The 24,765-nt window shown below is 73.1% G+C and carries 20 protein-coding genes; 7 read left to right on the top strand and 13 right to left on the bottom strand.

From position 1 onward, the window contains the following. Nucleotides 1–15: 15 nt before the first annotated feature. From HHX37_RS24890 to HHX37_RS24915, 6 genes are all read right to left on the bottom strand, one after another. Nucleotides 16–939: an ABC transporter permease gene (locus HHX37_RS24890; protein ID WP_111697544.1), complete on the bottom strand. Its 924-nt coding sequence runs from the start codon at nt 937–939 to the stop codon at nt 16–18. After that, entirely contained in the window at nt 936–1,970 is a 1,035-nt protein-coding gene (locus HHX37_RS24895; RefSeq protein WP_111697543.1) for an ABC transporter permease, read from the bottom strand. Before HHX37_RS24895 ends, HHX37_RS24890 begins: the two co-directional genes overlap by 4 nt. Then, the gene (locus HHX37_RS24900) at nt 1,967–3,787 is read right to left on the bottom strand and encodes an ABC transporter substrate-binding protein (RefSeq protein WP_182880879.1); all 1,821 of its coding nucleotides are present in this window, start codon (nt 3,785–3,787) and stop codon (nt 1,967–1,969) included. The genes HHX37_RS24895 and HHX37_RS24900 overlap by 4 nt, the downstream gene beginning before the upstream one ends. Before the next feature lie 138 nt (nt 3,788–3,925). Next, complete coding sequence (locus HHX37_RS24905; protein ID WP_310740509.1) at nt 3,926–5,626, bottom strand: glycoside hydrolase family 3 protein; 1,701 nt, start codon at nt 5,624–5,626, stop codon at nt 3,926–3,928. Further along, nucleotides 5,623–6,627, bottom strand: a complete 1,005-nt coding sequence (locus tag HHX37_RS24910) for an N-acetylglucosamine kinase (protein ID WP_310740510.1) — start codon at nt 6,625–6,627, stop codon at nt 5,623–5,625. The genes HHX37_RS24905 and HHX37_RS24910 overlap by 4 nt, the downstream gene beginning before the upstream one ends. A gap of 87 nt (nt 6,628–6,714) precedes the next feature. Then, nucleotides 6,715–6,933: a hypothetical protein gene (locus HHX37_RS24915; RefSeq protein ID WP_208758927.1), complete on the bottom strand. Its 219-nt coding sequence runs from the start codon at nt 6,931–6,933 to the stop codon at nt 6,715–6,717. Nucleotides 6,934–7,201: 268 nt separating this feature from the next. Here HHX37_RS24915 and HHX37_RS24920 point away from each other — a divergent pair, with 268 nt between their 5' ends. The 4 genes from HHX37_RS24920 to HHX37_RS24935 all read left to right on the top strand — a co-directional run bounded on the left by HHX37_RS24920 (nt 7,202) and on the right by HHX37_RS24935 (nt 11,696). Next, nucleotides 7,202–7,360 (top strand): hypothetical protein, encoded by a 159-nt coding sequence (locus HHX37_RS24920; protein ID WP_182880878.1) that lies wholly within the window; start codon nt 7,202–7,204, stop codon nt 7,358–7,360. Nucleotides 7,361–7,445: 85 nt separating this feature from the next. Further along, nucleotides 7,446–8,420 (top strand): MvdC/MvdD family ATP grasp protein, encoded by a 975-nt coding sequence (locus HHX37_RS24925; protein WP_182886965.1) that lies wholly within the window; start codon nt 7,446–7,448, stop codon nt 8,418–8,420. Between the two features lie 8 nt (nt 8,421–8,428). Further along, entirely contained in the window at nt 8,429–9,427 is a 999-nt protein-coding gene (locus tag HHX37_RS24930; protein WP_182886966.1) for a TIGR04500 family putative peptide maturation system protein, read from the top strand. A gap of 103 nt (nt 9,428–9,530) precedes the next feature. Then, nucleotides 9,531–11,696, top strand: a complete 2,166-nt coding sequence (locus HHX37_RS24935) for a peptidase domain-containing ABC transporter (protein ID WP_310740511.1) — start codon at nt 9,531–9,533, stop codon at nt 11,694–11,696. Between the two features lie 98 nt (nt 11,697–11,794). Here HHX37_RS24935 and HHX37_RS24940 read toward each other — a convergent pair whose 3' ends face one another. The 4 genes from HHX37_RS24940 to HHX37_RS24955 form a co-directional block, all read right to left on the bottom strand. After that, nucleotides 11,795–12,544 carry an ABC transporter permease gene (locus HHX37_RS24940; RefSeq protein WP_182876733.1) on the bottom strand — a complete coding sequence of 250 codons (750 nt, stop codon included), beginning with the start codon at nt 12,542–12,544 and terminating at the stop codon, nt 11,795–11,797. An 18-nt stretch (nt 12,545–12,562) separates the two neighbouring features. Beyond that, nucleotides 12,563–13,525 carry an ATP-binding cassette domain-containing protein gene (locus HHX37_RS24945; protein ID WP_182886967.1) on the bottom strand — a complete coding sequence of 321 codons (963 nt, stop codon included), beginning with the start codon at nt 13,523–13,525 and terminating at the stop codon, nt 12,563–12,565. Nucleotides 13,526–13,705: 180 nt separating this feature from the next. After that, complete coding sequence (locus HHX37_RS24950) at nt 13,706–14,455, bottom strand: YcnI family protein (protein WP_182880874.1); 750 nt, start codon at nt 14,453–14,455, stop codon at nt 13,706–13,708. Nucleotides 14,456–14,684: 229 nt separating this feature from the next. Then, nucleotides 14,685–15,266, bottom strand: coding sequence for an MFS transporter (locus HHX37_RS24955; protein ID WP_182886968.1), 582 nt, complete (start codon nt 15,264–15,266; stop codon nt 14,685–14,687). 369 nt (nt 15,267–15,635) lie between these two features. On the opposite strand from HHX37_RS24955, the gene HHX37_RS24960 reads away from it, so the two are divergent. Beyond that, complete coding sequence (locus HHX37_RS24960; protein ID WP_182886969.1) at nt 15,636–17,564, top strand: cytochrome c oxidase assembly protein; 1,929 nt, start codon at nt 15,636–15,638, stop codon at nt 17,562–17,564. Nucleotides 17,565–17,605: 41 nt separating this feature from the next. Here the strand turns inward: HHX37_RS24960 and HHX37_RS24965 are convergent, their stop codons facing one another. Next, nucleotides 17,606–19,330, bottom strand: a complete 1,725-nt coding sequence (locus HHX37_RS24965; protein ID WP_111701466.1) for a DEAD/DEAH box helicase — start codon at nt 19,328–19,330, stop codon at nt 17,606–17,608. A gap of 153 nt (nt 19,331–19,483) precedes the next feature. Between HHX37_RS24965 and HHX37_RS24970 the strand changes: the two genes are divergently transcribed. Next, nucleotides 19,484–20,668, top strand: a complete 1,185-nt coding sequence (locus HHX37_RS24970; protein ID WP_182886970.1) for an MFS transporter — start codon at nt 19,484–19,486, stop codon at nt 20,666–20,668. On the opposite strand, the gene HHX37_RS24975 is transcribed toward HHX37_RS24970, so the two are convergent. Continuing rightward, nucleotides 20,635–21,477, bottom strand: coding sequence for an SAM-dependent methyltransferase (locus tag HHX37_RS24975; protein ID WP_182886971.1), 843 nt, complete (start codon nt 21,475–21,477; stop codon nt 20,635–20,637). The two genes, HHX37_RS24970 and HHX37_RS24975, sit on opposite strands and share 34 nt — an antisense overlap. Before the next feature lie 129 nt (nt 21,478–21,606). Here HHX37_RS24975 and HHX37_RS24980 point away from each other — a divergent pair, with 129 nt between their 5' ends. Next, nucleotides 21,607–23,010 (top strand): MFS transporter, encoded by a 1,404-nt coding sequence (locus HHX37_RS24980; RefSeq protein ID WP_182886972.1) that lies wholly within the window; start codon nt 21,607–21,609, stop codon nt 23,008–23,010. A gap of 127 nt (nt 23,011–23,137) precedes the next feature. On the opposite strand, the gene HHX37_RS24985 is transcribed toward HHX37_RS24980, so the two are convergent. Then, nucleotides 23,138–24,592 (bottom strand): acyl-CoA carboxylase subunit beta, encoded by a 1,455-nt coding sequence (locus HHX37_RS24985; protein ID WP_182886973.1) that lies wholly within the window; start codon nt 24,590–24,592, stop codon nt 23,138–23,140. Nucleotides 24,593–24,765 lie beyond the last annotated feature (173 nt).

Genomic DNA, 24,765 nt, shown 5'->3' on the forward strand with positions numbered 1-24,765 from the left:
GAGCGGTCATAGGGGCTATTCCTCCCGCAGCCGGGGATTGAAGATCTCGTCCATCGCGTCGACGATCAGCACGATGCCGAGCGTGAGCAGCAGGATCGCGATCAGCGGGGCCATCAGGTACGGCAGCGCGGCCGGGGTGGTGAGCGCCCCGCCGTTGAAGACGGCGAGGTTCAGCATCACGCCCCAGTTGTTGGACTCGAACGGCAGCACGCCGAGGAAGAACAGGCCGACCTGGGCGTACACCGCGCCGGTGACGGCGATGAGCATGTTCATCGCGATGTACGGCGCCATGCTCGGCAGCAGTTCGCGGCCGATGATGTGCCGGGTCGGCAGGCCGAGCCCGCGGGCGGCCTCGATGAAGCCGCGCTCGCGCAGCGACAGCGTCTGCGAGCGCACGGCGCGGGCGATGCCGCCCCAGCCGAGCACGCCGAGCACCAGGCCCATCTCCAGCGGGCTCTCGAACTTCCACACGGTGGACAGCACGAGCAGCAGCGGCAGGCCGGGGATGGCGAGGTTCATGTCGGTCAGCCGCATGAGCACGGTGTCCCACCGGCCCCGATGGAAGCCCGCGAACAGCCCGATGGCGGTGCCGAGTGCGACCGTGATGACGGCCGTGGCGAGGCCGGTGAGCAGCACGTACCGCGCGCCGGTGATCACGAGGGCGAGCACGTCGGTGCCCTCGAAGTCGGTGCCGAAGGGATGGGCGAGGCTCGGCGGCGCGTACAGCGCGTTGTCGTCGCGCGGCAGCTGGGCGGGGTAGAGCAGCGGCCCGGCCACGCCCATGAGCGCGAACAGGGCGACGATGACCACTCCGGCCATCCGGCTGGGCTTGCGCCGCAGCACCCGCCACACGCCGCGCCAGAAGTTGCGCCGCAGCGTGGCCCGGGTGGTCTCCGGGGGTGCCGCCGGAGGCCCGGCGGGGTCGACGATGACGGTCATGCCGCGCCTCCGCTCCTGACCCGGGGGTCGATCACCGTGTACAGCAGGTCGGCGACGATGTTGGCGACGACGATGCCCACCGTGATCACCAGGAACGTGCCGCCCATGAGGGCGTAGTCGCGGCTGCTGATGCTGTTGACGAGCAGCAGGCCGAGGCCCGGGTAGTTGAAGATCTGTTCGATGAAGATCGAGCCGCCGAAGAGCATGCCGATCGACAGGGCGAGGATCGTGAACAGCGGCAGGATCGCGTTGCGCGCGAGGTAACGGAACACGATGCCGCGCCGCAGGCCGCGCAGTTCGGCCGCGAGGATGAAGTCGTCGCCGAGCACGGCGACCACGTTCGACTTCATGGCGAGGATCCACCCGCCGTAGCTGGCCAGGGTGTACGTCACCACCGGCAGCACGGCGTGGTGCACCAGCGAGCCGATGTATCCGGGGTTGAGGCCGGGGACGAACTCGACGTCCACCGGCCCGCCGGACGGCATGATCGGCCACAGCGTGGCGAAGATCGCGGTGAGCAGCAGGCCGATGACGTACACGGGCACGCCGTGCAGCAGCGAGCCGGACAGGGCGAGCGCGTCGCCGAGCCTGCCGGACCGCTTGATCGCGGCGTACACGCCCATGGTCACGCCGAGCAGGAAGCTGAGCAGCGTGCCGGCGAGGACCGGCAGCACGGTCCAGCGGGCCGCGTGGCCGATCAGCGTGGTCACCTCGACGCCGGGCGTGCTGAGCGAACGCCCGAGGTCGAAGTGGAGCAGCGAGCCCAGGTAGCCCACGTACTGCTGCCACAGGCTGCCGGTGGGCAGGAAGCCGTACAGGACGGCGGTGGCCCGCTCGGCCTGCTCGGGCGACATGCCCTTCTGGATCAGGCTCTCGTACTGCCCGAGCACCGGGTTGCCGGGGATCTCCCGGATGATGACGAAGCTGATCGTGGCCACGGCCCAGATCATGACCAGGCCGCGTACGACGTGGCCCGCGACCTTCCTGGCGATGGCGGCGGCCCGGTGCCGCCCGGGGACCGTCTGCGTCATACCCGCCCCTTCTCCGCTTTCCTGATCATCCCGAGCTGCATCCACACGCCGGACGACAGCCGCAGAGCCTGGTCGTCGTCGGGCGGGAACGCGGTGTAGCGGGAGGTGTTGACGAACTGCGTGTTGACGTAGTCCCAGAGCTGGACGACCGGTAGCTGCTCGTTGGCGACCTTGGCCAGGATGCCGACGATGCGCTTCTGCTCGTCCTGCGAGGCGTAGTTCAGCTTGCCGGTCAGCTCGCCCGGGTCGACGACCCCGGCCGCGCCGGCGTCGACCTTCTCCGGGCCGCCCATCCAGTTGCCCTCGGTGCCGGGCGCGACGTGCCGTAGCCGCCCGCCGAACATCTGCCAGCCGTTCGCCTGGCCGAACAGCCGCTGGAAGATGTTGTACGGCGACGGGCCGAGGCCGATCAGCCACAGTCCCAGGTCGTACTTCCCGTCGGCCAGCTCGCCCAGGTAGAGCGTGTAGTCGGCGGCGGTGACCACGCTCGCGTCGACGCCGTGGTCGGCGAGCTGGCTGCTGATCGACTTGGCCGCGGCGACCCAGTCGGAGAACGACGCGGGCACGTGGATGCGCACCTTCCAGGGGCTGCCGTCCGGCATGGCCCACCGGCCGTTGCGCTTGGTCATGCCCGCCGCCTTGAGCTCGGCGTCGGCCTTGGCGGGGTCCATCCGGTACTGCTCCAGGCCGTCGAACCCGGAGCCGAGCCAGGCGCGGGCGGCCTGGGCGTGGATGCCGGAGGTGGTGGCGGCGGGGGTGCCGCCCTCCGGGGAGGCGATCCTCGTCACCTGGGCGCGGTCGATCAGGTAGGCCAGTGCCCGCCGCACGTGCACGTTGTCGTACGGCTTGTGCGCCTGGTTGAACGCCAGCGAGACGGCCACCGGCGAGTAGCCCTTGATCACCTTGCTGCCCCGGGCCTCGCGGATCCGGTTCATGACGGCGGTGGGCACGGAGGTGAAGGGGGCGTTGTCCAGCCGGCCGGCGATCAGGTAGTTCCAGATCTGCTCGTTGCCGGTGTAGTTGAGGATCTTCACCTTGTCCGGCGCGATCTTCTGCCGGTCGTAGAAGTAGGGGTTGCGAGCGAGCAGCGCCGCGCCCGGGTTGACCCGCTCCAGCACGAAGGGCCCGGCCGACACGTCGTGGCCCGGGTCGAAGGCGATGACCTTCTCCGCCAGCCCCGTGATCGTGTTCTTCGCCTTGTCGGCCGCCGCGCCCTGACCGTGCTGGGCGGTCTTGAGCAGCTGCCAGAAGTCCGCCGGGAGGAGCTTGCCGAAGACGTGCGCGGGCACGACCACGGTCGACAGCAGGTTGGCGAGGAACGTCGAACTGCGGTTGGCCCCCTGCGTGATCCGCACCGTCGTGGGGTCGACGACCTGGATGTCGGCGGCGGCGCCGGCCGCCTTCGGGTCCAGCGCGTACGCCGTGCCGCCCTGGGTGTAGGCGAGACCGATCGAGACCCGCACGTCCTCGCTGGTCACGGGCACGCCGTCGGACCACTTGGCGTCCGGGCGCAGGTGGATGTCGACCTGCGACCGGTCGGGGGACGTCGTCCAGCTTCCGGCGATGGCCGGGTAGAACTGGTTGGGATCGGTGGGGTCGTTCTTGGGCCACGCCAGCGCCATGCCGTTGTATCCCGAGAAGACCGATCCGACGGGGTTGAACGGGTTGATCGGCGCGCTCGCGTTGATCTGCTTGCTGCCGTCGATCGTGGTGAACACGCCGCCGCCCGTGCGGGCGGTCTCCGTCGTCCCGGTAGTGCCGCAGGCGGTGGCCGTGGCGATCGACGCCACTGCCATGATCGCTGCGAGTCGCTTCATGGGCTGCTCCTGGTTCCCGATTGCCTGGACAATACGGGCGCACTCGCGACCCGTCAATTTTTTCCATGCCTGGACACCGCTATGGAGTTAATTTTTACCGACGCCCGTGACCTGCGGGAACACCCTTCCGGTTGCGGTTCACTGCGACCGGCCGGCGAGCCAGCGGGCCGCCGCCCGCGCCGACGCCGTCGAGTTGCCGTGGGTGGCGAGGTACAGCCGCCCGGCGGGCGTCCCGGGCACCCCGGTCTCGACCACCACGGCGTCCGGCCTGGCCCGCAGCGCCTCCTCCAGCAGGCGCCGCATCCAGGCGTGCCGTACGGCGTCGTGGACGGCGATCACCAGCGGGCGCCCGGTGTCGCCCAGCGTGGCGAGCAGGCCCGGTACGTCGTCCTCGTCGTTCACCTCGGCCGTCGTGGTCCCCGGCAGGATCTCCGCCAGCGCCTGGCCCAGGGTGAGGGGGGTGACGCGGCCCACGGCCTGGCTGGGGCGCGCCGTCATGCTCACCACCAGCGGCGCCCGGGTCAGCACGCCCGGCCCCACCGCCTCCTCAGTGGCGCCGGTGGCCCGAGCGGCCCCTTCGGCCGGCGCGGCCGGGGTGGCGGGCCCGGTCGCCGAAGGTCCTGTGGGTCCTGTGGGTCCGGGGGTCACCCGCAGCGCGGCGGTGGCCGCCGCGAGCCCGAGGCCCTCGTCGGCGTCCCCGGCCGCCGCCGCCCTGTCGCCCGCCCGCGCGTCGTACCAGGCGGCCAGGTCCCGGACCCGGCCCGCCGCCTCGGCGAGGCGGTCCTCCTTCAGCCGCCCCTCGCGGACCGCCGCGGTGATCGCGTCGCGCAGCGCGTACACGCTCTCTCCTCTGGCCGAGGACACCCCGACGCAGATCGCGTCCGCCCCGGCGGCCAGCGCGCGCACCGCGATCTCGCCGGGGTCGTGCAGGGCGGCGACCGCGCGCATCTCTATGGCGTCGGTCACCACGAGCCCGCCGAACCCCATCTCCTCGCGCAGCAGACCAGTCAGCACGGCCCGGCTCAGCGTCGCCGGGAGCGCGTCGACGGCGGGAACGAGCAGGTGCCCGCACATCACCGCGCGCACCCCGGCCGCGATCGCGGCCCGGAAGGGCGGCAGGTCGCGCCGCTCGATCACCTCCCGCGCGGCCCGTACGGCGGGCAGCGCGAGATGCGAGTCGGTCACGGTGTCGCCGTGACCGGGGAAGTGCTTGGCGCAGGCGGCCACGCCCGCGCTCTGCAGGCCCTCGATCCACGCCGCGCCGTGGCGGCCGACCGCCTCGGGGTCGGAGCCGAACGAGCGCACACCGATGACGGGGTTGCGGGGGTCGGCGTTGACGTCGACGACCGGGGCGTAGTCGAGCGTGACACCGGCCGCGGCAACCATCCTGCCGATCTGCCGCCCGACCCGCCGGGTCAGCGACTCGTCGTCCGCGACGCCCAGCGCGAGGTTGCCCGGCCAGGAGCTTCCCGTCGCGGCCTCCAGCCGGGTGACCGAGCCGCCCTCCTCGTCCACCGCCACGACCACGTCAGGCCGCTCCCGGCGCAGCGCGGCGACCAGCGCACTCGTCCCGTCCCCTGCGCCGCCCACTGCACCGTCCACTGGGCCTGGGCCTGGGCTTGGGCCGCCCGCTGCCCCGGTGCCGTCGCGATCGCCGCTGCGGTCGGCGGTGCGGGGGGCGGCGCTGGTGACGTTGCGGGCGAAGAGCACCACGCCGCCGAGGCCGTCCGCGAGCGCGCGGAGCAGCCAGTCGGGCGGTTCGGTGCCGTCGAACCCGGGCTGGAGCACGGCCATCGCCAGCCGGTCCAGGCCGTCGCCCCTCGCCCGGCCCGCGGTCACCGGATGCCCTGCCCGATCAGCGCGCGGTGCGCCGCGGCGGCCCGGGGATCGTCTCCGAGGGCGGCCCGCAGCGCGAGGGCCGCGGCACCCGCCGCGGCGTCCCGCGCGGGCACCAGTTCGGCCCACCTGCCGAGCTCCGCCCAGACCAGGTGGGCGAGCTCGGTCGGCTCGGTCAGCAGCGAACCCGCCAGCACCAGCGGACCTCCGCCTCCCCTCGCCCACGCCCCGCCCCACGTGACACCCTCTCCGCACACCACCCGTGCCGTACGGCACAGCCTGCGCGCCGCCTCCCCGACGACGCCGCGCGCCACCTCGTCGCCCTCGCGGGCGGCGGCGTCCACGACCGGCGCGAGCGTGCCGAGCCAGGCGGGCCCCTGCTCGGCGACCCGCGCGTACACGGCCGCCACCAGTTCCCCGGCGAGCGCGGGCCCGTCGTCCTCCCCGGCCGAGCCCGGCCCGAGAACGGTCTCGGCCACCCGGGCGACCAGGAGGGTCGGGGCGCCCCGGCCGTCGATCGCGTTCAGCGCCGCGGCGGCGCCCCTCCGGCCCAGCCACACGCCCGATCCCTCGTCGCCCAGCAGCCAGCCGAGCCCGTCGGCCCGCCGTACGACGCGGCGGGCGCGGACGCGGGCGCCGATCGCGCCGGTGCCGGCCACCAGCACCGCGCCGTCCGGCTCGACGGTCGCTCCGGTGAAGGCCACGAGCACGTCGGAGACCACCACCGGGCGTCCCGCGAGCCCCGCCTCCCGCCAGGCCCGCTCGGCCGGCTCGGCCGCGCCGGCGACTCCGGCGAGGCCGAACACGCCTCCGGCGACCCGGGCCGGGTCGACGCCCGTCAGCGCGCCGGCCAGCGCGGCGCGCAGATTGGCCGCCGGGTCGGGAACCGAGATCGCGTTGGCGCCGCCGGCCCGTCCCCGTCCGGCGATCTCGCCCGACTCCCCGGCCACGACGCAGCGCGTGCTGGTGCCTCCCCCGTCCACGCCGATGAACAGAGCCCCCACGACCGCTCCCTATGGAGATGCCTTCCATCAACCTATAAGTCGGTGGAAATCTTCTACAACGGTGGCCGGAGCGGCCGGGGGGCCGGGCTACTTCTGGCTGTCGGTGAGGTCCACCATCGCGGTGGCCGCCCGGAAGAACTTGTTGCGGCCGAGGTCACCGATGGTCTTGATGTGGAACGCCTTCTTCAGCATCTCCGCGTCCTCCGCGGTCACGCCCGAGAGCGCCTCCACCGGCGCCTTGACGATCTCCTCCAGGCTCTTGTCCTCGTACTCGCGGTCGAGCAGCTTGGCAAGGTCCGCTGTCACAGCCATGACTCCCCCAATCACCAGGCCCCGATACCTGGTGAAATGCCCCAAGCACCCATCTCCTATGCGGGTGCGGGCGGCACGGGGCCGCGAGGTCGCTCTTCCCGGGGGCCTGGGGATCGCCGCACTCGCCGTCCCTGAGGCGAAGGTGCGTTCGCGGCGAGAAGAGACGCTCCGGTTCCTCCGGGGGGTGCAAGCCACTTCCAACCAAGATCCAAGACGGCGTCGCGAGAGTTCGTCGGGAATTCCCGGAGAGGAGGTGCGAGACATGAGTATTCGCTTCGACGACCTCGGCAGCGCCGCTGAGCTGCCCGAGGACGCCCTGGACGACATCGTCGGGGGCAAGGAGATCGAGTGGCACCCGTGCACATGGCTGTCCAGCAGCCAGCAGGGCCAGACCATCGACAGGCGGGACGTCCTCCTGTGACGCCCCACGCCTGAAGCCACGTTGCTGTGAAGCGGCGTGCCCGTGCGTACCGGGCACGCCGCCTTCGTCAATGATAGGAAATTCGGTGATTCTGATACTCAGCGCCAGAAACGACGCGTCGGTGGAGATGGTCGTCCCCGAACTCGTCGAACGAGGCGCCGAGTTCCTATGGTGGGATCCGGGCGGTTACCCCGCCGACAGCACGATCAGCTCGCGCCTGACCGGCGGATCCTGGCGGCACACGCTGCGCGTCGACGGCCGCGAGTACGACTGCTCCCAGTTCACCGCGATCTGGAACCGCCATCCCACGCATCCGCACGCACCCGAGTCGGTGACCGACGACAACCACCGGAAGTACGTCGAGAAGATCGCCGCCATCCTGCTGCACGGGTGGGAGAACACCGTCGAGAGCCGCTGGCTGCCGGCCAGGACCTCCGACATCGTCCGCACCCAGAACAAGCTCGTCAATCTCGGCGTCGCGGCCGCGCTGGGCTTCACCACCCCCGACACCCTCGTCACCAACGACGACGAGGACCTCATCCCGTTCTGGGAGGACGCCGGAGGCGAGCTGATCGCCAAGGTGGTGGAGTACGTCGAGTTCCGGATCGACGGCGAGGACCACTCGCACTACACCACGCCGGTCACGCGCCGCCGTCTCACCGACAGGCACCGGCTGGCCCTGGCCCCGGCCATTCTCCAGCCGTACGTCAGGAAGGCCGTCGAGCTGCGCATCACCGTGGTGGGCGACCAGGTGTTCCCCGCCGAGATCCACTCCCAGGGATCACGCGCGACCAGGTACGACTACCGCCATTACGAGCAGACCTTCTCCACCTACGCGATCCATCGCCTGCCCGACGACGTCGAGCGCCGCTGCCTGGAGCTGACCGCCTCGCTCGGTCTGCACTACGGCTGCATCGACATGATCGTCACTCCCGAGGGCGAGTACGTCTACCTGGAGATCAACCCCGCCGGGCAGTGGGGCTGGATCGAGGCCACCACCGGCCTGCCCATCGCCGCCGCCATCGCCGACTGGCTCATCGCCGCCGAACCGCACAGGTGAACCACCCCATGACCAGCGCCTTCGACACCGTCCTTACCGAAGCCGTGGACCTGCTGCGGACGCTGCCACGCCGCCGCGACGCCGTGCCCGAGGCCCGGCGGGCCGTCGCCGAGTGGCGTGCGACCCGGCCCGCCACCCGCGCCCAGCTCGTGGCCGACGTACGGCCCGGCAGCCCCATCGTCGACTACGACCTGGTGCTGGCCCACCCCGACGGGGGAAGCGTGGCGCTGACCGCCCCGGCCGACGACGGCGTGCCCTGGACCCTGGATCACTCCACTCACTGGGCCTCCGGCCGGGTCGTCACCGTCGACGGCTTCGCCCTGCTCATCCAGAACGCTCTGCTCACCCTGCGTGCCCGGACCGAGCGGGACAGCACGATCCAGGACGAGCTGATCGACTACTGCATCCTGAGCGACATGGCCGGCAGGGAGCGCCCGCCCACTCAGGAGGAACTCCAGCAGGCGTCCGACGCCTACAGGGTCAGGAACGGCCTGCGCAGCCGCGCCGACATGATGCGCTGGCTCGCCGACGTCGGTCTGAACGAGACGGCCTACACCCATCACATCTTCGGTCTGGCCCTCAAACAGCGGGTCCGCGCCCGCATCGAGCAGGAGACGGCACGCGATTATCTGGAGCGCAACCCGTCCGAGTTCGACCATGTCTGGGCACTGTGGGCGGAAGGTCCCGAAGACCGCCTCGCCGAGCTGGCAGGCGCCCCCGACCCCGCCGCCGCCCTCATCCAGGCGCTCTCCTCCCGCGGCCGGATCACCGTCACCACCGCCGACGGCCCCGCCCTCGACCTGCCCGAACCCATGCGCACCGTCCCCGCGGGGGCCGTGACCGGCCCCGTCCCCCATGGGAAGGGCCACCTGCTCGGCGTCGTCCGCGAACGCCGGCCCGCGGACCTCGCCGACCCCCGCACCCTCGCCGCCGCCGGTCGCGCGGGCTTCGCGCAGTACATGGCCGAACGGCGCGCCAAGGCCGCCGTCACCTGGCACTGGCTGTGACCGTGTCCCGTCACCGTGGCCCCTGCTTTCCGCTGCTCTGGCTCGTCGTGGCCCTCCTGGCGGTGGCGGGCGGGGCCGTCGCCGTGCTGATCGAGGGCGCCCGGTGAACCGCCTGCGGGTGGTGCTCCAGAACACGCAGACCGAGTGCGGGTCGGCGTGCCTGGCCATGGTGCTGCACCATCACGGTCACCGCACGACCGTCACCGAGCTGTCGAGCCGCCTCGGCGTCGGCCGCGACGGCCTCAGCGCCCGCGCCATCGTCGCGGGTGCCCGCGAACACGGGCTGACCGCCAAGGCGTTCCAGCTCGCCCCCGACGACCTGGCCCGGGCGCCGCTCCCGGCCATCGCCCACTGGGAGTCCAATCACTTCGTGGTGGTCGAGCGGTGGGCCGTCGACCGGGTCGACATCGTCGATCCCGGTCAGGGGCGCCGGCGGCTGACCCCGCCGGAGTTCGCGGCGGGGTTCACCGGTGTCCTGCTCGTCTTCGAGCCGGGCGCGGGATTCCGGCGCGGATCGTCGTCACTGGCCGGCGCGTGGCGGCGGGAGTTCCTGCGGACCCTGCTGCGACGCCGGCGCGGGCTGCTCGCGCAGGTCGTCGCGGCCTCGCTGCTGCTGCAGCTGGTCGGCCTGGTCCTGCCGCTGTTCTCCGAGATGCTGCTGGACACGGTCCTGCCGCAGCGCGCCGACCTGCTGCCGCTGCTGGGAGCGGCGGTGCTGATCACGGGGGCGGCCCAGCTCGTCCTGGGATATCTGCGGGCGGCGCTGCTGGTGGCGGTGCGCACCCGTGCCGACCAGGAGCTCAGCCGGGGAGTGGTCGGCCACCTGATGGCGCTGCCCTACACGTATTTCACCCAGCGGGGCACCGGCGACCTGGTGACTCGCGCCTCCAGTGTGTCGACCCTGCGAGAGCTGCTCACGGGCCAGATCATCACAGCGGTCCTCGACGGGCCGCTCGCCGTCGGCTACGTGGTGGTCGTCTACGCCCGCGACCCGATCTTCGGGGCGGCGCTGACCGGCGTGGTCCTGCTCCAGTCGCTGCTCCTGCTGGCCACGTCCCGGCGCGTCCACATGCTGACGCAGCAGGAACTGGCGGCTCTGTCGAAGTCGCAGGGCACTCTGATCCAGACGCTCAGCGGCATCGAGACGCTCAAGGCCTCGGGCGCCGAGCGCAGAGCGATGAAACAGTGGTCGGATCACTTCGAACAGCAACTCGAAGCGGACGCGCGCGTAGGTCTCACCCACGGTCTCCTGGACGCCGTCGTGTCGGCGATCCACGTGATCACGCCCCTCGCGCTGCTGTGGATCGGTGCCTGGCGGGTGCTCGACGGAGACCTCTCCGTCGGCGCGCTGATCGCGCTCAACGCCATCGCCCTGGCCGCGCTGACCCCGCTCGCCTCGCTGATGACCAGCCTCCAGAGCCTCCAGCTGGCAGGCGCCCACTTCGACCGGCTCTCCGACATCCTCATCTCCACCCCGGAACCCGACGAGGGCATCGAGGTGCTGCGCCTGCGCGGCCGGATCGAACTGCGCGACATCGGCTTCCGGCACGACCCGCGCGGCCCGTGGACCCTCCGGGGCGTGTCGGTGTCGATCAGCCCCGGTCAGAAGGTCGCGCTGGTGGGCGCCTCCGGCTCCGGGAAGAGCACGCTGGCCCGGCTTCTGCTGGCGCTGCACCCCCCGGTCGAGGGCGAGATCCGCTACGACGGCGTCCCCGCCGGCGAGCTCAACCTGCGCACCCTGCGCCGCCAGTTCGGCGTCGTCACCCAGGACCCGTCCCTGTTCAACGGCACCATACGGGAGAACATCGCACTCAACGACCCCGACGCCCCACTGGAGCGCATCGTCGCGGCGGCCGAACTGGCCGCACTGCACGACGAGATCATGGCGATGCCAATGAACTACGAGACCATGCTGACCGAGGGCGGCGGCCTGTCCGGCGGCCAGCGGCAGCGGCTGGCGCTGGCCCGCGCCGTACTGTCCCGGCCCAAGGTGCTCCTGCTCGACGAGGCCACGAGTAACCTCGACAGCGCCACCGAAGCCGCCGTCGAGGCCAACCTGGCCCGGCTCCCCCAGACCAGGATCGTCATCGCCCACCGCCTCAGCACGGTCAGGGACGCCGACCTCATCCTGGTCCTCGACGCGGGACGCATCGTCCAGCGCGGCACTCACGAACGGCTGATGGCCGTGCCCGGCAGGTACGCGGAACTCCTCGCCGCCCAGGCCGTCGTCTCGCGATCCGCTCCCCCGACACGCCTCCCAGGCCCCTGAGACGCTTCGTCAGGAGCGCTCGGCGGTCATCGAAACCCGCACCGGTCCGGGCGCGCCGGCCCCGGCCCGGCCGGACCGGTGCCGGGTCCGTCTCGTGATCAGCCGGCCAGGTTGCGCAGGGAGCGCACCGACCAGACCAGGGTGAGCGCGGTGAGCGCGGCGAAGAGGGCGAAGGCGACCGGGATGGTCTCGGCGCTCAGGTCGCCGCGGAACAGCGACCGGCCCGCCTCGACGGCGTAGTAGAGCGGGTTGAACTTCGCCAGCGTCTGCAGCCACTGGGGCCCGAGCGAGACCGGCAGGAACAGCCCGGCGATCAGGGTCAGCGGCATGGCGAAGAACTGCACCAGCTGCGACATGCCGTTCTCGTCCCGCAGGGTCAGCGCCAGGCCGTAGGACAGGCTGGCCGCGAACAGGCCGGTCGCGGCCATGAGCAGCAGCACGAGGAGCATCTCGGCCAGCCCGATCCGCAGGCCCATCAGTGCGGCGATGCCGATCACCAGGATCGCCTGCAGGACCAGGACGATCACGTCCTTGACGAGGCGGCCCAGGATGATCGCGGGGCGCCACGCCTGGCTGACCGCGAGCCGCTCCAGCATGCCGTTGCGGGTCTCGTTGATCATGCCGAAGCCCGCGAACATGGAGCCGAACAAGGCGATCATCATCATGGAGCCCGGCGTGAACATCGCGAGCACGTCCGTCATCTTCCCGCCGGGGACCGTGCTCCTCAGCAGCGGCGCGAAGAACACCAGGTAGAGCACCGGCTGCATGATCCCGAACAACGGCCAGACCGGGTTGGCGAAGAGTTTCCTGAGCTCGTAGCCGAGGAAGAGCATCGTGTGTCGAGTCATCGTGTGAGTCCCGGGAGGTCAGGCGGCGTCGCGCAGCGAGCGGCCGGTGTGCTTGAGGAACACGTCGTCGAGGGTGGCGCGTTCGAGGGAGACCGACCGGATGCCCAGGCCGTTCTCCTCCAGGGTGCGCAGCATGTGCATCAGGCCGTGCTCCCCGTCGTCGAGGTACGCGCGGACGACGCCGGGCTCGGCGCGGACCTCCTTGACGTACGGCTGCGCGTCGAGGAGTTTCCGGGCGGCGTCCGTGTCCTCCAGCCGGAGCGTCACGACGTCGCCCGCGACCTCCTTCTTGAGCTCCTCCGGCGTCCCCCTCGCGACGATCCTGCCGTTGTCGACGATGACCAGCCGGTCGCAGAGCGCGTCGGCCTCGTCGAGGTAGTGCGTGGTGAGCAGCACGCTGGTGCCCTGCTCACGCAGCTTGCGGACCTCGTCCCAGAGGTTGGCCCGGTTCTGGGGGTCGAGGCCGGTGGTCGGCTCGTCCAGGAAGATCAGCGGCGGCGCGTTCACCAGTCCGACGGCGATCGCGAAGCGCCGCTTCTGACCCCCCGAGAGGGTCTTCGCCGGGCGGTTGGCGATCTCGGTGAGGCTGAACGCGGCGAGCAGCTCGTCCGCCCTGGCCTGGGCCTGCCGGCGGGACATCCCGCTGATCCGGGCCGCGAGGAGCAGGCTCTCGATGCCGGGGGCGGTGTCGTCGACGCCGCCCGCCTGGCTGACGTAGCCGATGTTCTCCCGGACCTTGGCGGCCTCTCTGGCGACGTCGAAACCCGCCACCCGGGCGCTGCCCGAGGTGGGCAGGGTGAAGGTGGCGAGCATCCGGACGGTGGTGGTCTTGCCCGCGCCGTTCGGGCCGAGGACCGCGAAGACCTCGCCCCGCTCGACCTGGAGGTCGATGCCGCGTACGGCCTCGACCTCCTCCTTCTTCTTGCCTCGTCCTCGTTTCGCGTGAAAGGTCTTGCGCAGGTCGTGCGCTTCGATGATCATTTGCTCTCCGGTGATCAGGGGGACACCAGCCTGACGGCTCCCCTGGGGCGAGAGTCAACACCTTTTCACGGCGCCCCGCCGCCCCCGCCACGGGATCATGACGAGGGGTCGCGGAAGGCGCGAGCCCTCTTCCCGGAGGTGCCGGAAAGAGGGCTCGTTCGGATCGGGCGGGAGGACCGCTCAGCCGCGGGAACGGCGCAGCGCCGTGATGCCCGCGCCGGCCCCGACCAGGCCGGCCAGCAGGCCGAGACCGCCGAGCACCAGGGCCGCGGTGCCGCTGCCGCCTTCGTCGTCGTCCTCCGCCACCGCGGCCACGGACGGCGCCACGTCAGGGCCGGCGGCCGCGGCGGCGGACGGAGAGGCCGCGGCGGCCTCGCCGCCGCCCTCTTCCGCCTTCGGCGCGACGAGCTTGAGCGTGGGCGCCGGGTGCTCCGCCTCGGACCCGTCGGCCTTCGGCGGGTCCGCCCACTTGACCACCTCGCCGTTCGAGTAGGTCTGCTCGGTGGGGAACTCCAGCGCGTCCACGTTCTTGGGCAGCGGGCCGACCGAGGCCTCGAACTCCTGGAACTGGCCGGACTCGATCTTCCCTCCGGTCCAGGTAATCTTCAGCACCGATTCGGTGATCTTGTCGCCGTCGTCGGACACGACGGGCTGGGGCAGCTTGCCCTGGGTGACCTTGACCTTCCACCCGGACACCGGGCGGACCGAGACGAACGGCAGCGGATGGTCGGTGGGGAACGCCACCTCCACCTTGGTGGTGGAGGCGTTGTCGCGCTCGTTGGGCACCCGGAACGCGATCTTGGTCCAGCCGCCCTGCTCGGCGGTGCCGGGGTTGACGGTGACGTGGGCGAGGGCGGGCATGGCGAGACCGAGGGTGACGGCGAGGGCACCCGCGGCGACCGCCGACACACGGCGGACAGATGAAGTCATGGGGGTTCTCCAGTCTCTGTACTGAAATGCCGGGAACGCGCGAGCAGGAAGTGCCGTCAGAGGACGGCCGGAAGGCAGCGCCGCCGGGCGGCACGAGGCCTCTTGGCGCCGCTGTTCTCCGCAGGGCACGCCTCCGCAGGGCACGCCTCCGCAGGGCACGTCTCTCCATGCCGGGGGACGACGAGGGAGAGGCCTCCGCCGGGAGATACGCGCCGCTCGCGCGGGAAGCTCAGAAGACGGGAGAAACGGGTGGCCCGCGACGGACGACCGCGTGCCGCAGCACCCATGCCGGGCGCGGCGCGCGAGGCCGTCCCGGCGTGGCGCGCACGCGCGGACGGGTGATCCCCGCGAGACCGGCCCGCAGCAGCGCCACCAGCGTGGCGAGCATCGTGAGCCAGTGGGCCGCCCCGGCGCCGATCCGGCGCAGGACCGACCACAACGCCTCCTCGCCGCGCGACAGCCACAATCCGGTGAGCAGCGCGGCGGTGAGGTGGGCGGTGAGCATGCCGGTCTGCGTGGTGAGGCCGCCGTGCCACGTGAGGTGGGCGGGCTCACCCGCGGAGGCCGTGACGTCGAACAGCAGGTGCAGGAACGCCTGCGCGCCGAGCAGCAGCCCGACGATCACCTGGGGAGACCGTTCCCGGCCCGCCGCGACGGCCGCGCCCGCCGTGACGGCGAGCACGCCGGTGAGCAGCGCCCCGGTCGTGGGCCCGCCTCCCCCGGCGAACCAGTGCGCGCCCATGGCGAGGAGCACGCTGACGGCCGCGAAGGCGGCCGACCGCGCGAGCCGGAAGGAGAGCGTGGCGCGCATGACGCGGGGATTATCGCATATCGCCGTGATCTCGGCCCTGAGTCGTGTTCAGCGATTCCATGCCTGCTCCGCGTACCCCGGCCTCGGCCTCGCCGCGCCGCCGCACTGGTCACGAAGATTCCTCCCGGGCACCGAGACCTCCGCGGTGCCCGGAAGCCGCCGCCGGCTCACGCCTGCGGCGCGTCCACCCGCGCGGGACGGAGGCCTCCTCCCGGTCCCCCGCGCCCGGGCACCGAACTGCGCCGGCGGCGCTGAAGTTTTCACCGGGACGCCAAGACCGCGACCGGCGAGTGCGGCAGGACTCCCCTAACGGCCACATACCGGTCATACTCATGACCGATCAACGGTGCCGAACCGAGGGACCCCCCGATGACCTCTCCCCCGCGCCGTGGCGGCTTCATCACCGCCGGGCCGGTCACCGCCGTCGTGGCGACGGCGGCGGCCGTGCTGGTGCTCGCCCTGTGGTTCGGCGGCGCCGGGCCACGCCCGGCCATCGAAGGGCTGCCCTCACCCGGAGTGCTGACCACCTGGGGCCTGCCCGTCGCCCGCCTCGTGCTCGACGTGTGCGCCGCCGCGACGGTCGGCGTGCTGCTCGCGTCCGTCGTCCTGGTCCCCACCGGCTCCTCGGGCACCGGCCGTGCGGACGCCGGGGCCGCGGACGCCGGGACCACCCGGTCACTCGCCCGGGCCGCCGCCGCGTGGGCGGCCGGGTGGGCGCTGAGCGCGATGGTCACCGAGGTCCTGACCCTGTCGGACTTCCTGGGGCTGCCCGCGGGCCAGGCGATGCGCTCCGGCGCGCTCACCGTCTTCCTGCTGAACATCCCGCAGGGCCAGGCCTTCGCGGTGGTGGCGGCGGCGGCCGTGGCCCTCGCCGCCGGGTCCCTCCTGCCGTGGGGACGCGCCTGGCGGGCGGTGCTGCTGGCGGTGGCGATCCTCGCGGTGCTGCCCCCGGCGTACGTGGGGCACTCGGCCTCGGCGGCCGACCACAATCTCGCCGTCCTCAGCCTGATGGCGCACGTCGCGGCCGTCGTGCTGTGGACCGGCGGCCTCTATGCCCTCGTCGCGCACCTGCGCGCCGCGCCCGGCCTGGCCGTCGCGGTGGGCCGGTTCAGCACGCTCGCCCTGGGCTGCTTCGCCGCCGCCGCGGCGTCCGGCGCGCTCAACGCCTGGGTCCGGCTCGGCGCGCTCCCCCCGCTGTGGCAGTCCAGGTACGGCCTGCTCGTGCTGGCCAAGATCGCCGCGCTGGCCGCGCTGGGCTGGTTCGGGTGGCGGCACCGGCGCGCCACGATCGAGGCGCTGCGGACCGGCGTGTCCCGCGCGCCGTTCGTCCGGCTGGCCGCCGGGGAGATCACTGTCATGGCCGGCACGCTGGCGCTGGCCGTGGCGCTGGGGCGCAGCGCGCCGCCCGCCGGCGAGGCCGAGCACCAGCACGACGCCCTGGGATACGCCCTCCCGCCGTTCACCCCCGGCGCGCTCGCCACGGACGTGCGGCCCGACCCGATCGCGCTGCTCCTGCTCGCGGCGGCCGCGGCGGCCTACCTGGCCGGCGTGCGACGGCTGCGGGCGGACGGCGCGGGGTGGCCGGCCGGGCGGACCGTCTCCTGGCTGGCGGGCCTGCTGGTCCTCGCCTACGCCACGTCGGGAGGGGTCGCGGCGTACGCGCCGGCGCTGTTCTCCGCCCACGCGGCGCAGTACGCGCTGCTCGGCGCGGTGGGGCCCGTCCTGCTCGCCGCCGGCGCCCCGCTCACGCTGTGGCGGCGCGCCCACCCCGGCCCGGATGCGCTCGACGGCCCGGCGGCCCGCACGCTGTCCCATCCGATGGTGGCACTGGCCCTGTACGCGCTGCCGTACCCGGCGCTGTATCTGACCGGGCTGTTCGCGTTCGCCCAGCCGAGCCTCGCCCTGCGGCTGGCCGCGCAGACCATCGTGATCGTCACCGGGGTGCTCTTCTTCGTCGTCGCGGCCGGCGTCGACCCGCTCCCGTGGGCGATCCGGCCGCAGGTCCGCGCGTGGATGCTCGCCACGGCGATCGCCGTACGGATCTGGACGGGCCTGGCGGTGCTCACCGGTCCGGGACAGGCGCCGCAGTGGTACGCGGCGCTCGGGCTGCCCTGGGCCCCGGATCCGGCGGCCGACCAGCGGACCGGGGCGCTGCTCGGCACCGGGCTGAGCGTCGCCGTCCTGGCGGCCCTCCTCGTGCTGCTGCTCGGCCGGTGGCGGGCGGCCCTGCGCAGGACGGCGGCGCGAGACGCCACGGGAGAACGCGGAGAACGCGCCGCCAGCCCCACGGGCGGGTGACCACGGGCGGGTGATCGGAGCCGGCGGCCGCGCCGGGACCGTCAGCGGCGGCCGCGAGGGGCGCCGTCGCGGTCCCTGCGCACGGTGGGCCGCTTGCCCTTGATGGTGGTGTGGCGCAGCGCTTCGACCACCTCGTCCACGGCGGCGTCGGGGATCTCGACCAGCGTGAACCGGTCGGCGATCTCGATGGCGCCGATCTCCCGCCCGGTGACCCGGGTCTCTCCCGTGATCGCGCCGACGATGTCCTGAGGGCGCACCCCGGCGCTGCGGCCGGCGCCCACGAACACCCGGCTCATCGGGCCGCCGCCGCGCCGCCCGCGCCGGTCGTCGCGTCCGTACCGGTCGTCACGGCCCTCGCGCGGCCCGCGCTCGGGGCGCGGCGCGCGCGGCGTCACCTCGGGGATCTCCTCCTCGTCGGCGGCGGCTCCGGTGGACTCGTGGGCGAGCTTGACCGCGGCGAGCGCGATGTCCACCAGGTCGAACTCGTCGGCGAGCGTCTCGACCACGACCCTGAAGCGGTCGAGGTCGCCGTCCTCCATCAGGCTCTCCTGCAGCGCGGCCCGGGTGAGCTCCAGGCGGCGGGCGCGCAGGTCGGCGACCGTCGGCACCTTCTCGACCGTGATCCTGCTGCGGGTGACCCGCTCGATGGTCTTCAGCATCCGGTGCTCGCGGGGCTCGGCGAGCGTGATCGCGACGCCCTCGCGGCCGGCCCGGCCGACCCGGCCGATGCGGTGCACGTACGACTCCGGCGCGGACGGCACGTCGTAGTTGATGACGTGCGTGAGCTGCTCGATGTCGAGGCCGCGCGCGGCCACGTCGGTCGCCATCAGGAGGTCGGCGGTGCCGCTGCGCAGCCTGCCCATCACCCGGTCGCGCTGCTCCTGGCCCATGCCGCCGTGCAGGGCCTCGGCGCGGTAGCCGCGGCCGTTCATCGTCTCGGTGAGCTGGTCGACCTCCTCGCGGGTGCGGCAGAACACGATCGCCGCGGTCGGCGCCTCCACGTCGAGCACCCGGCCCAGCGCGGCCGGCTTGTACGCCCTGCTCACGATGTAGGCGCTCTGCCGGATGAGCGGCGCCTCCCCGGCGGCGGGCGCCTCCCGCTCGATCCTGATGCGGACGGGTTCACGCAGGTGGCGGCGGGCGATCCCGTCGATGCGCGGCGGCATCGTCGCGGAGAACAGCACGGTCTGCCGTTCCTCGGGGATGTCCTGGAGGATGGCCTCGATGTCCTCGGCGAAGCCCATGTCGAGCATCTCGTCGGCCTCGTCGAGGACGACCATGCGCAGCCCCTTCAGCGGCAGCGTCCCCCGGCCGATGTGGTCGAGGGCGCGGCCCGGCGTGGCGACGACGACGTCCACCCCGCGCTCCAGCGCCCGCAGCTGCCGGCCGATCGGCTGGCCGCCGTAGATGGGCAGCACCCGCGTGCCGAGGTCGCGGCCGTAGCGGTGCATCGCCTCCGACACCTGGACGGCGAGCTCGCGCGTGGGCACCAGCACCAGCCCGCCGGGCTCGCCACCTTCCTCCCCGCCCGCCGCGCGGAGGACGCCGTGCAGCCGCTGCAGCATGGGCAGCGCGAACGCGGCGGTCTTGCCCGTCCCGGTGGCTGCCTGCCCGAGCAGGTCGCGGCCCTCCAGCAACGGCGGGATGGCCTCTCGCTGGATGGGGGTGGGCTCCTCGTAACCGAGGCCGGACAGCGCCTTGAGGAGCTCCGGGCCAAGCGCCAGGTCGGCGAAGCCGGGTCCGTCTTCGATCTCGTTCACGGACATGTCAAGCTCCTCATGGGGCGGATGTGCACGGGAAGACCCTAACGGTCTTTCCGCCCGTACCCCGAATGGCACCCCCCGCACTCGGCGGCGCACCCGGGGTGACCGCACGGGCCCGCGGCGACCGCACGGCCGGGCACGCAATAGCGTACGACCGTGGATCTTCGGGAACTGAGACGCGCCAGGTTCGCGGTGTCGGTCGTCTTCGCCCTGCACGGGGCGGTCACCGGTGGTTTCGCCTCCCGCATCCCCTGGATCCAGGATCACGTGGGTGTGGGGCCCGGCGGCCTCGGCCTGGCCCTGCTCGCGCCGGCTGTGGGCTCGATCCTGGCGATGCCGACCGCGGGCCGGATCACGCACCGGTTCGGCGGGCGGGCCGTCACCCGGGTCTCGATCGGCCTGTGGTGCCTGGCCCTCGTCCTGCCCCCGCTGGCGCCCAACCTGCCGCTGCTGTGCGCCGCGCTCCTGCTGTACGGCGCGGTGGCCGGCGTCGGCGACGTCGCGATGAACGCCCAGGGGGTGGTGGCCGAGCAGCGGCTCGGCCGTCCGATCATGTCCGGCCTGCACGGGATGTGGAGCGTGGGCACGCTCGCGGGCGGCGCGGTGGGGACGCTTGCGGCCAACGCGGGGCTCGACGCCCGCGCGCATCTGGGCGGGGCCGCGGTCGTGCTGTTCCTCGTGGCCCTGGCGATGGGGCCGCTGCTGCTCGACGTGCGGGCGGGCGAGGAGGAGGCCGCCCCGCCGCACTTCGTGCTGCCGTCGCGCGGCGTCGTGATCATCGGGCTGGTCGGCTTCTGCGCGGTGTTCGGCGAGGCCGCGGCCCAGGACTGGTGCGCGGTCTACCTCGGGCAGGTGACCGGCGCGTCCCAGGCCGTGGGCGCCGCCGCGTACACGGCCTTCGCCTGCACGATGGCGGCGGGCCGGCTGTGCGGCGACGCGGTGGTCCGCAGGCTGGGCCCGGTCGCGACCGTCAGGGGCGGCGGCGCGCTGGCGGCGCTCGGCGCGCTGCTCGTGGTGGCCGCGCGCTCCCCGGTCCCGGCGGCCGGCGGGTTCATGCTGATCGGCCTGGGGATCGCGGTGGTCGTCCCGCTGGTGTTCGCGGCGGCGGGCCACGCCGGGCGCACGCCGAGCGAGGGCGTCGCGGGAGCGGCCACGGTCAGCTACGCGTCGGGCTTCGTCGCGCCGAGCGCGATCGGCGGGATCGCCTCCCTGACCGGGCTGCCCGCCTCGTTCGGGCTGGTCGCCGTGCTGCTGCTGGCGGTCGCGCTCGGCGCGGGCAGGCTCGCGCCCTCCGCGCGGGAGGCAACTCAGCGGACGGCGCCGACCCCGCACAGGAAGTAGCTCCCGATGCCCAGCAGGCGCGGGTCGAAGGCGTCGTGCTCGGGCCGCCACTGGTGCAGGTTCACGACGCCGGGCTCGACCAGGTCGAGCCCTTCGAAGAACGGTGTGATCTCGGCCGTCCGGCGGGCGACGAACTGCGCCGAGGCGCCCTGGTAGACCCGCTCCACGTCCGGGGCGCGTTCCGGGCGCTCGTCGACCGCGACGTGCGACATCGCCAGGTAGCTGCCGGGGGCGAGCGCCTCGCGGATCCGGCCGATCACGCGGCGGGGCTCGTCGGAGTCGGGCAGGAAGTGGACGATGGCGAGCAGCAGGACGGCGACCGGCCGCGTGAAGTCCAGGTGGTCGCGCACGTCCGGATGGGCCAGGATCTCCTCCGGCCGCCGCAGGTCGCCCTGCACGACCCGCACCTCCGGGCTGTCCTGGAGCAGCGCGCGGGCGTGTGCGAGCACCTGCGGGTCGTTGTCGACGTACACCGTCCGCGCGCCGGGCGCGTGCTCGGCCGCCACCTGGTGGACGTTGCGCTGGGTCGGCAGGCCCGCGCCGATGTCGAGGAACTGCCGGATGCCCCGGCCGGCGAGGAACCGCACGGCGCGGACGAGGAAGTCCCGGTTCTCCCTGATGCCGAGGGGGATCTCCGGCACATGCTTCAGCACCTGCTCGGCCGCCGCGCGGTCGGCGGGGAAGTTGTCCTTGCCGCCCAGGAAATAGTCGTACATCCGGGCCGCGTTGGGCACGTTCGGATCGAAACCAGCCCCGGCGCCCGATGCCACGACGGGCTCGCCACCGGTCCCGCTTTCCCCCGGATCCATGGAGATCTCCCCCCTCGCCAGTGGCGATCATCGTAGCCGGAGGCGGGAAAGTGAAGCCATCTCATCCGATCGCAATGAAGAACGCGATATTTCCCGAATAGGCGCATCGTCCGGTGTCATGATCGCCTCATGCCCGCACCCCCCGAGACCGCCCCAGGGACCGGCCCCGAGCCTGGCCGCGAGCCCGGCGCCGAGCCCTCCCTGGCGCGCCGCGTGCTGGGCGCGTGGCTCGCCGACGGCGTCACCAGGGGCAACATGTGGGCCCTGCTGGCGCTCGCCACGGCGGGGACGGCGGTGATCTCCTTCCTGCCGTCGGCCCAGCCGCACGTCCTCAGCGTGATCCTGGGCCTGCCCGAGTCCCGGCAGGGCACCGTCGTCGGCCTCCTCAACACGGCGGCCGAGATCGCGATGGTCGTGAGCCTCGCGTGGTACGGCGCGCTGGCCGACCGGTTCGGGCGGCGGGTGATCGTGGTCGCCGGGCTGGCCCTGTGCGCCGCCGGCACCGCGCTGTTCCCGTTCGCCGGGAACACGGCCGCGCTGGCCGGGCTGCGGGTGGTGTTCGGCCTGGGCGTCGCGGCGATCAACGCGATGCTGTCCACGATCGCGATCGACTATGTGCGCAGCAGGTCACGAGGCGCGTCGTACGGGCTGGTCGGCTTCTTCGGCGGGCTGGGCGCGCTGGTCGCCGTGCTGGTCCTGGTGCGGCTGCCGCAGACGCTGGAGTCGGGCGGCATGGAGCCGGTGCGGGCGGCCCGCACGGCGTTCCTGCTGATCGCCGCGGGCATCGTGGCCGCGGCGGGCCTGCTGTGGCTGACGCTGTCCGGGCGGCGGCCCGTCGCGGCGGCGCGGGTGCCGCTGGTCCGCCTGGTGCGCGAGGGCGTGGCCCTCGTCCGCGACCCCGGGGTGGCCCTGTCGTACGCGGCGTCGTTCGTGGCCCGCGCCGACCTCGCGATCGTGGTCGCCTTCATGTCCCTGTGGATCAAGAACTACGGCACGGAGCACGGCGGCCTCACCGGTGCGGCGGCGCTGGCCAAGGCGGGCGCGGTGGTGGGCGTGTCGCAGATGGTCGCGCTGCTGTGCGCGCCGCTGTTCGGGTGGCTGGGCGACCGCATGCGGCGTCAGGATCTGGTCGTCCTGGCGCAGGCCGTCGCCGCCGTCGCCTACCTGTCGACGCTGCTCGTCACCGATCCCCTCGGCCCGGGCATGATGCTGGTCGCCGTGCTGATCGGGGTCGGTGAGATCGCCGCCATCACCACGGCGGGCCCGCTGCTCGCGCAGCAGGCGCCCGCGGAGGTGCGGGGGTCGGCGTTCGGCGTCCACACGCTCTGCGGCGCGGCCGGCGTGATGATCGTCTCGGCGCTCGGCGGGGCGCTGTTCGACGCGTGGCGCCCCGCCGGTCCGTTCGTCGTGGCCGGCGTCTTCAGCCTGGCCGTCACGTGCTTCGGCCTGGCCGTACGGCGGCGGGTGACGCCCAGGACCGAGGCCGACGTCGCCGGTGAGGCCGTCCCCGGCCCGCAGGCCCGGACTCCCTGAGCACTCCGCAGCAGGCCCTCCGGGACCCGGATCCGGGAGCTGCCGGGTCGAGGCCAGGAGCTACGCAGAGCGCCCCGTGTCCAGGCCGGGAGGCCGCTGAGCCGCGGGGTGGGCAAGGCGCGGGGTGTCAGAGCGGGATGTTGTTGTGCGCGCCGCGCGAGGCGGGCGCCGCGGCGAGGGCCTCGGCCACCCGCCGCCGGGTGGTCCTCGGGTCGATCACCTCGTCGACGACCCCGAGTTCGAGCGCCCGGCCGACCCCGCCCGAACGCTCCTCGTGCTCGCGGACCAGCTCGGCGAGCAGCCGTTCCCGCTCCTCCTCGGACCCGGCCGCGGCGAGGCGGCGCCGGTGCAGGACGCCCACGGCCGCCTCGGCGCCCATGACCGCCACCTCCGCCCCGGGCCAGGCGAAGACCGCGGTCGCGCCCAGGGAGCGGGAGTTCATCGCGATGTACGCCCCTCCGTAGGACTTGCGGACGATCACCGTGACCCTGGGCACGGTGGCCTCGGCGAAGGCGTGCAGCAGCTTCGCCCCCCGGCGGACCACGCCGCCCCATTCCTGGTCGACGCCGGGGAGATAGCCCGGAACATCCGCCAGCACGACGAGCGGGACGCCGTTGGCATCGCACATGCGGACGAACCGGGCCGCCTTCTCCGCCGACGCCGAGTCGAGGCAGCCGCCCATGCGCAGCGGGTTGTTGGCCACGACGCCCACCGGGTGCCCGGCCAGGCGGCCGAGGCCGACGACGATGTTCGGCGCCCAGCGAGGCTGGATCTCCACGAACGCGGGACCGTCCGCGCCGTCGTCGAGCAGCGCCCGGATCACCGGGCGGATGTCGTAGGCGCGGCGGGCCGACTCGGGCAGCAGTGCGGCGGGATCCCGGTCGTCGGTCAGGCGTTCCAGGTCGAACCGCCCGGTCCCGGTCAGCAGGCCGGCGATCACACGGGTGCGCCGGAAGGCGTCCTGCTCGTCACCGGCGACCACGTGCACCACACCGGAGCGGCGGCCGTGCGCGTCCGCGCCGCCGAGGCGTTCCATGTCGATGTCCTCGCCCGTCACGCGGCGGACCACGTCGGGACCGGTGACGAACACCCGACCCGCACCGGACATCACGATCAGGTCGGTCAGTGCCGGGCCGTAGGCCGCCGCGCCCGCCGCGGGACCCACGATGACCGAGATCTGCGGCACGCGCCCGGAGGCGCGGGTGTTGGCCGCGAAGACCAGGCCCGCTCCGTGCAACGACTCGACCCCGTCCGCGAGGCGGGCCCCGCCACAGTGCCACACCCCGATGACCGGCACCCGCCGCCGCAGCGCCTCGTCCACGGCGGCGGCGATGTGCCGGGCCCCGGCCAGGCCCAGCGCCCCGCCCATGACGGTCGCGTCGGTGCAGAAGGCGACCACCGGTGACCCGCCGATCCGGCCCGTGACCGCCAGCACGCCGCTCGTGTCCCCGGGATGCAGCGGCGCCGCCGAGTCCGCGTCCAGCAGACGGGCGAGCCGGGCGGCGGGATCGCGATCGTCCTGATCCTCCCGGTCCTCCCGCACGGTTTCCGTCTGGGCAGTCTCCGTCTGCGCAGCGGTCATCGGCGCACCCCCTGCTCGCGTTTCCGCTCGATCGTCCGGCCCGGCCTTTCCTTCTCCGGAACGGTAGCCGCGAGCCATTCTCACGGTCTAATCAGAATATTTGATGAAATATCAAAAGAAATCCTTATGGATAGCCCGGAAGAAGCGTGTTCGCCATCACAGTTGACTATTTC

This window comes from Microbispora sp. H10885 (genome assembly GCF_014161415.1).
Lineage (GTDB): Bacteria > Actinomycetota > Actinomycetes > Streptosporangiales > Streptosporangiaceae > Microbispora > Microbispora triticiradicis.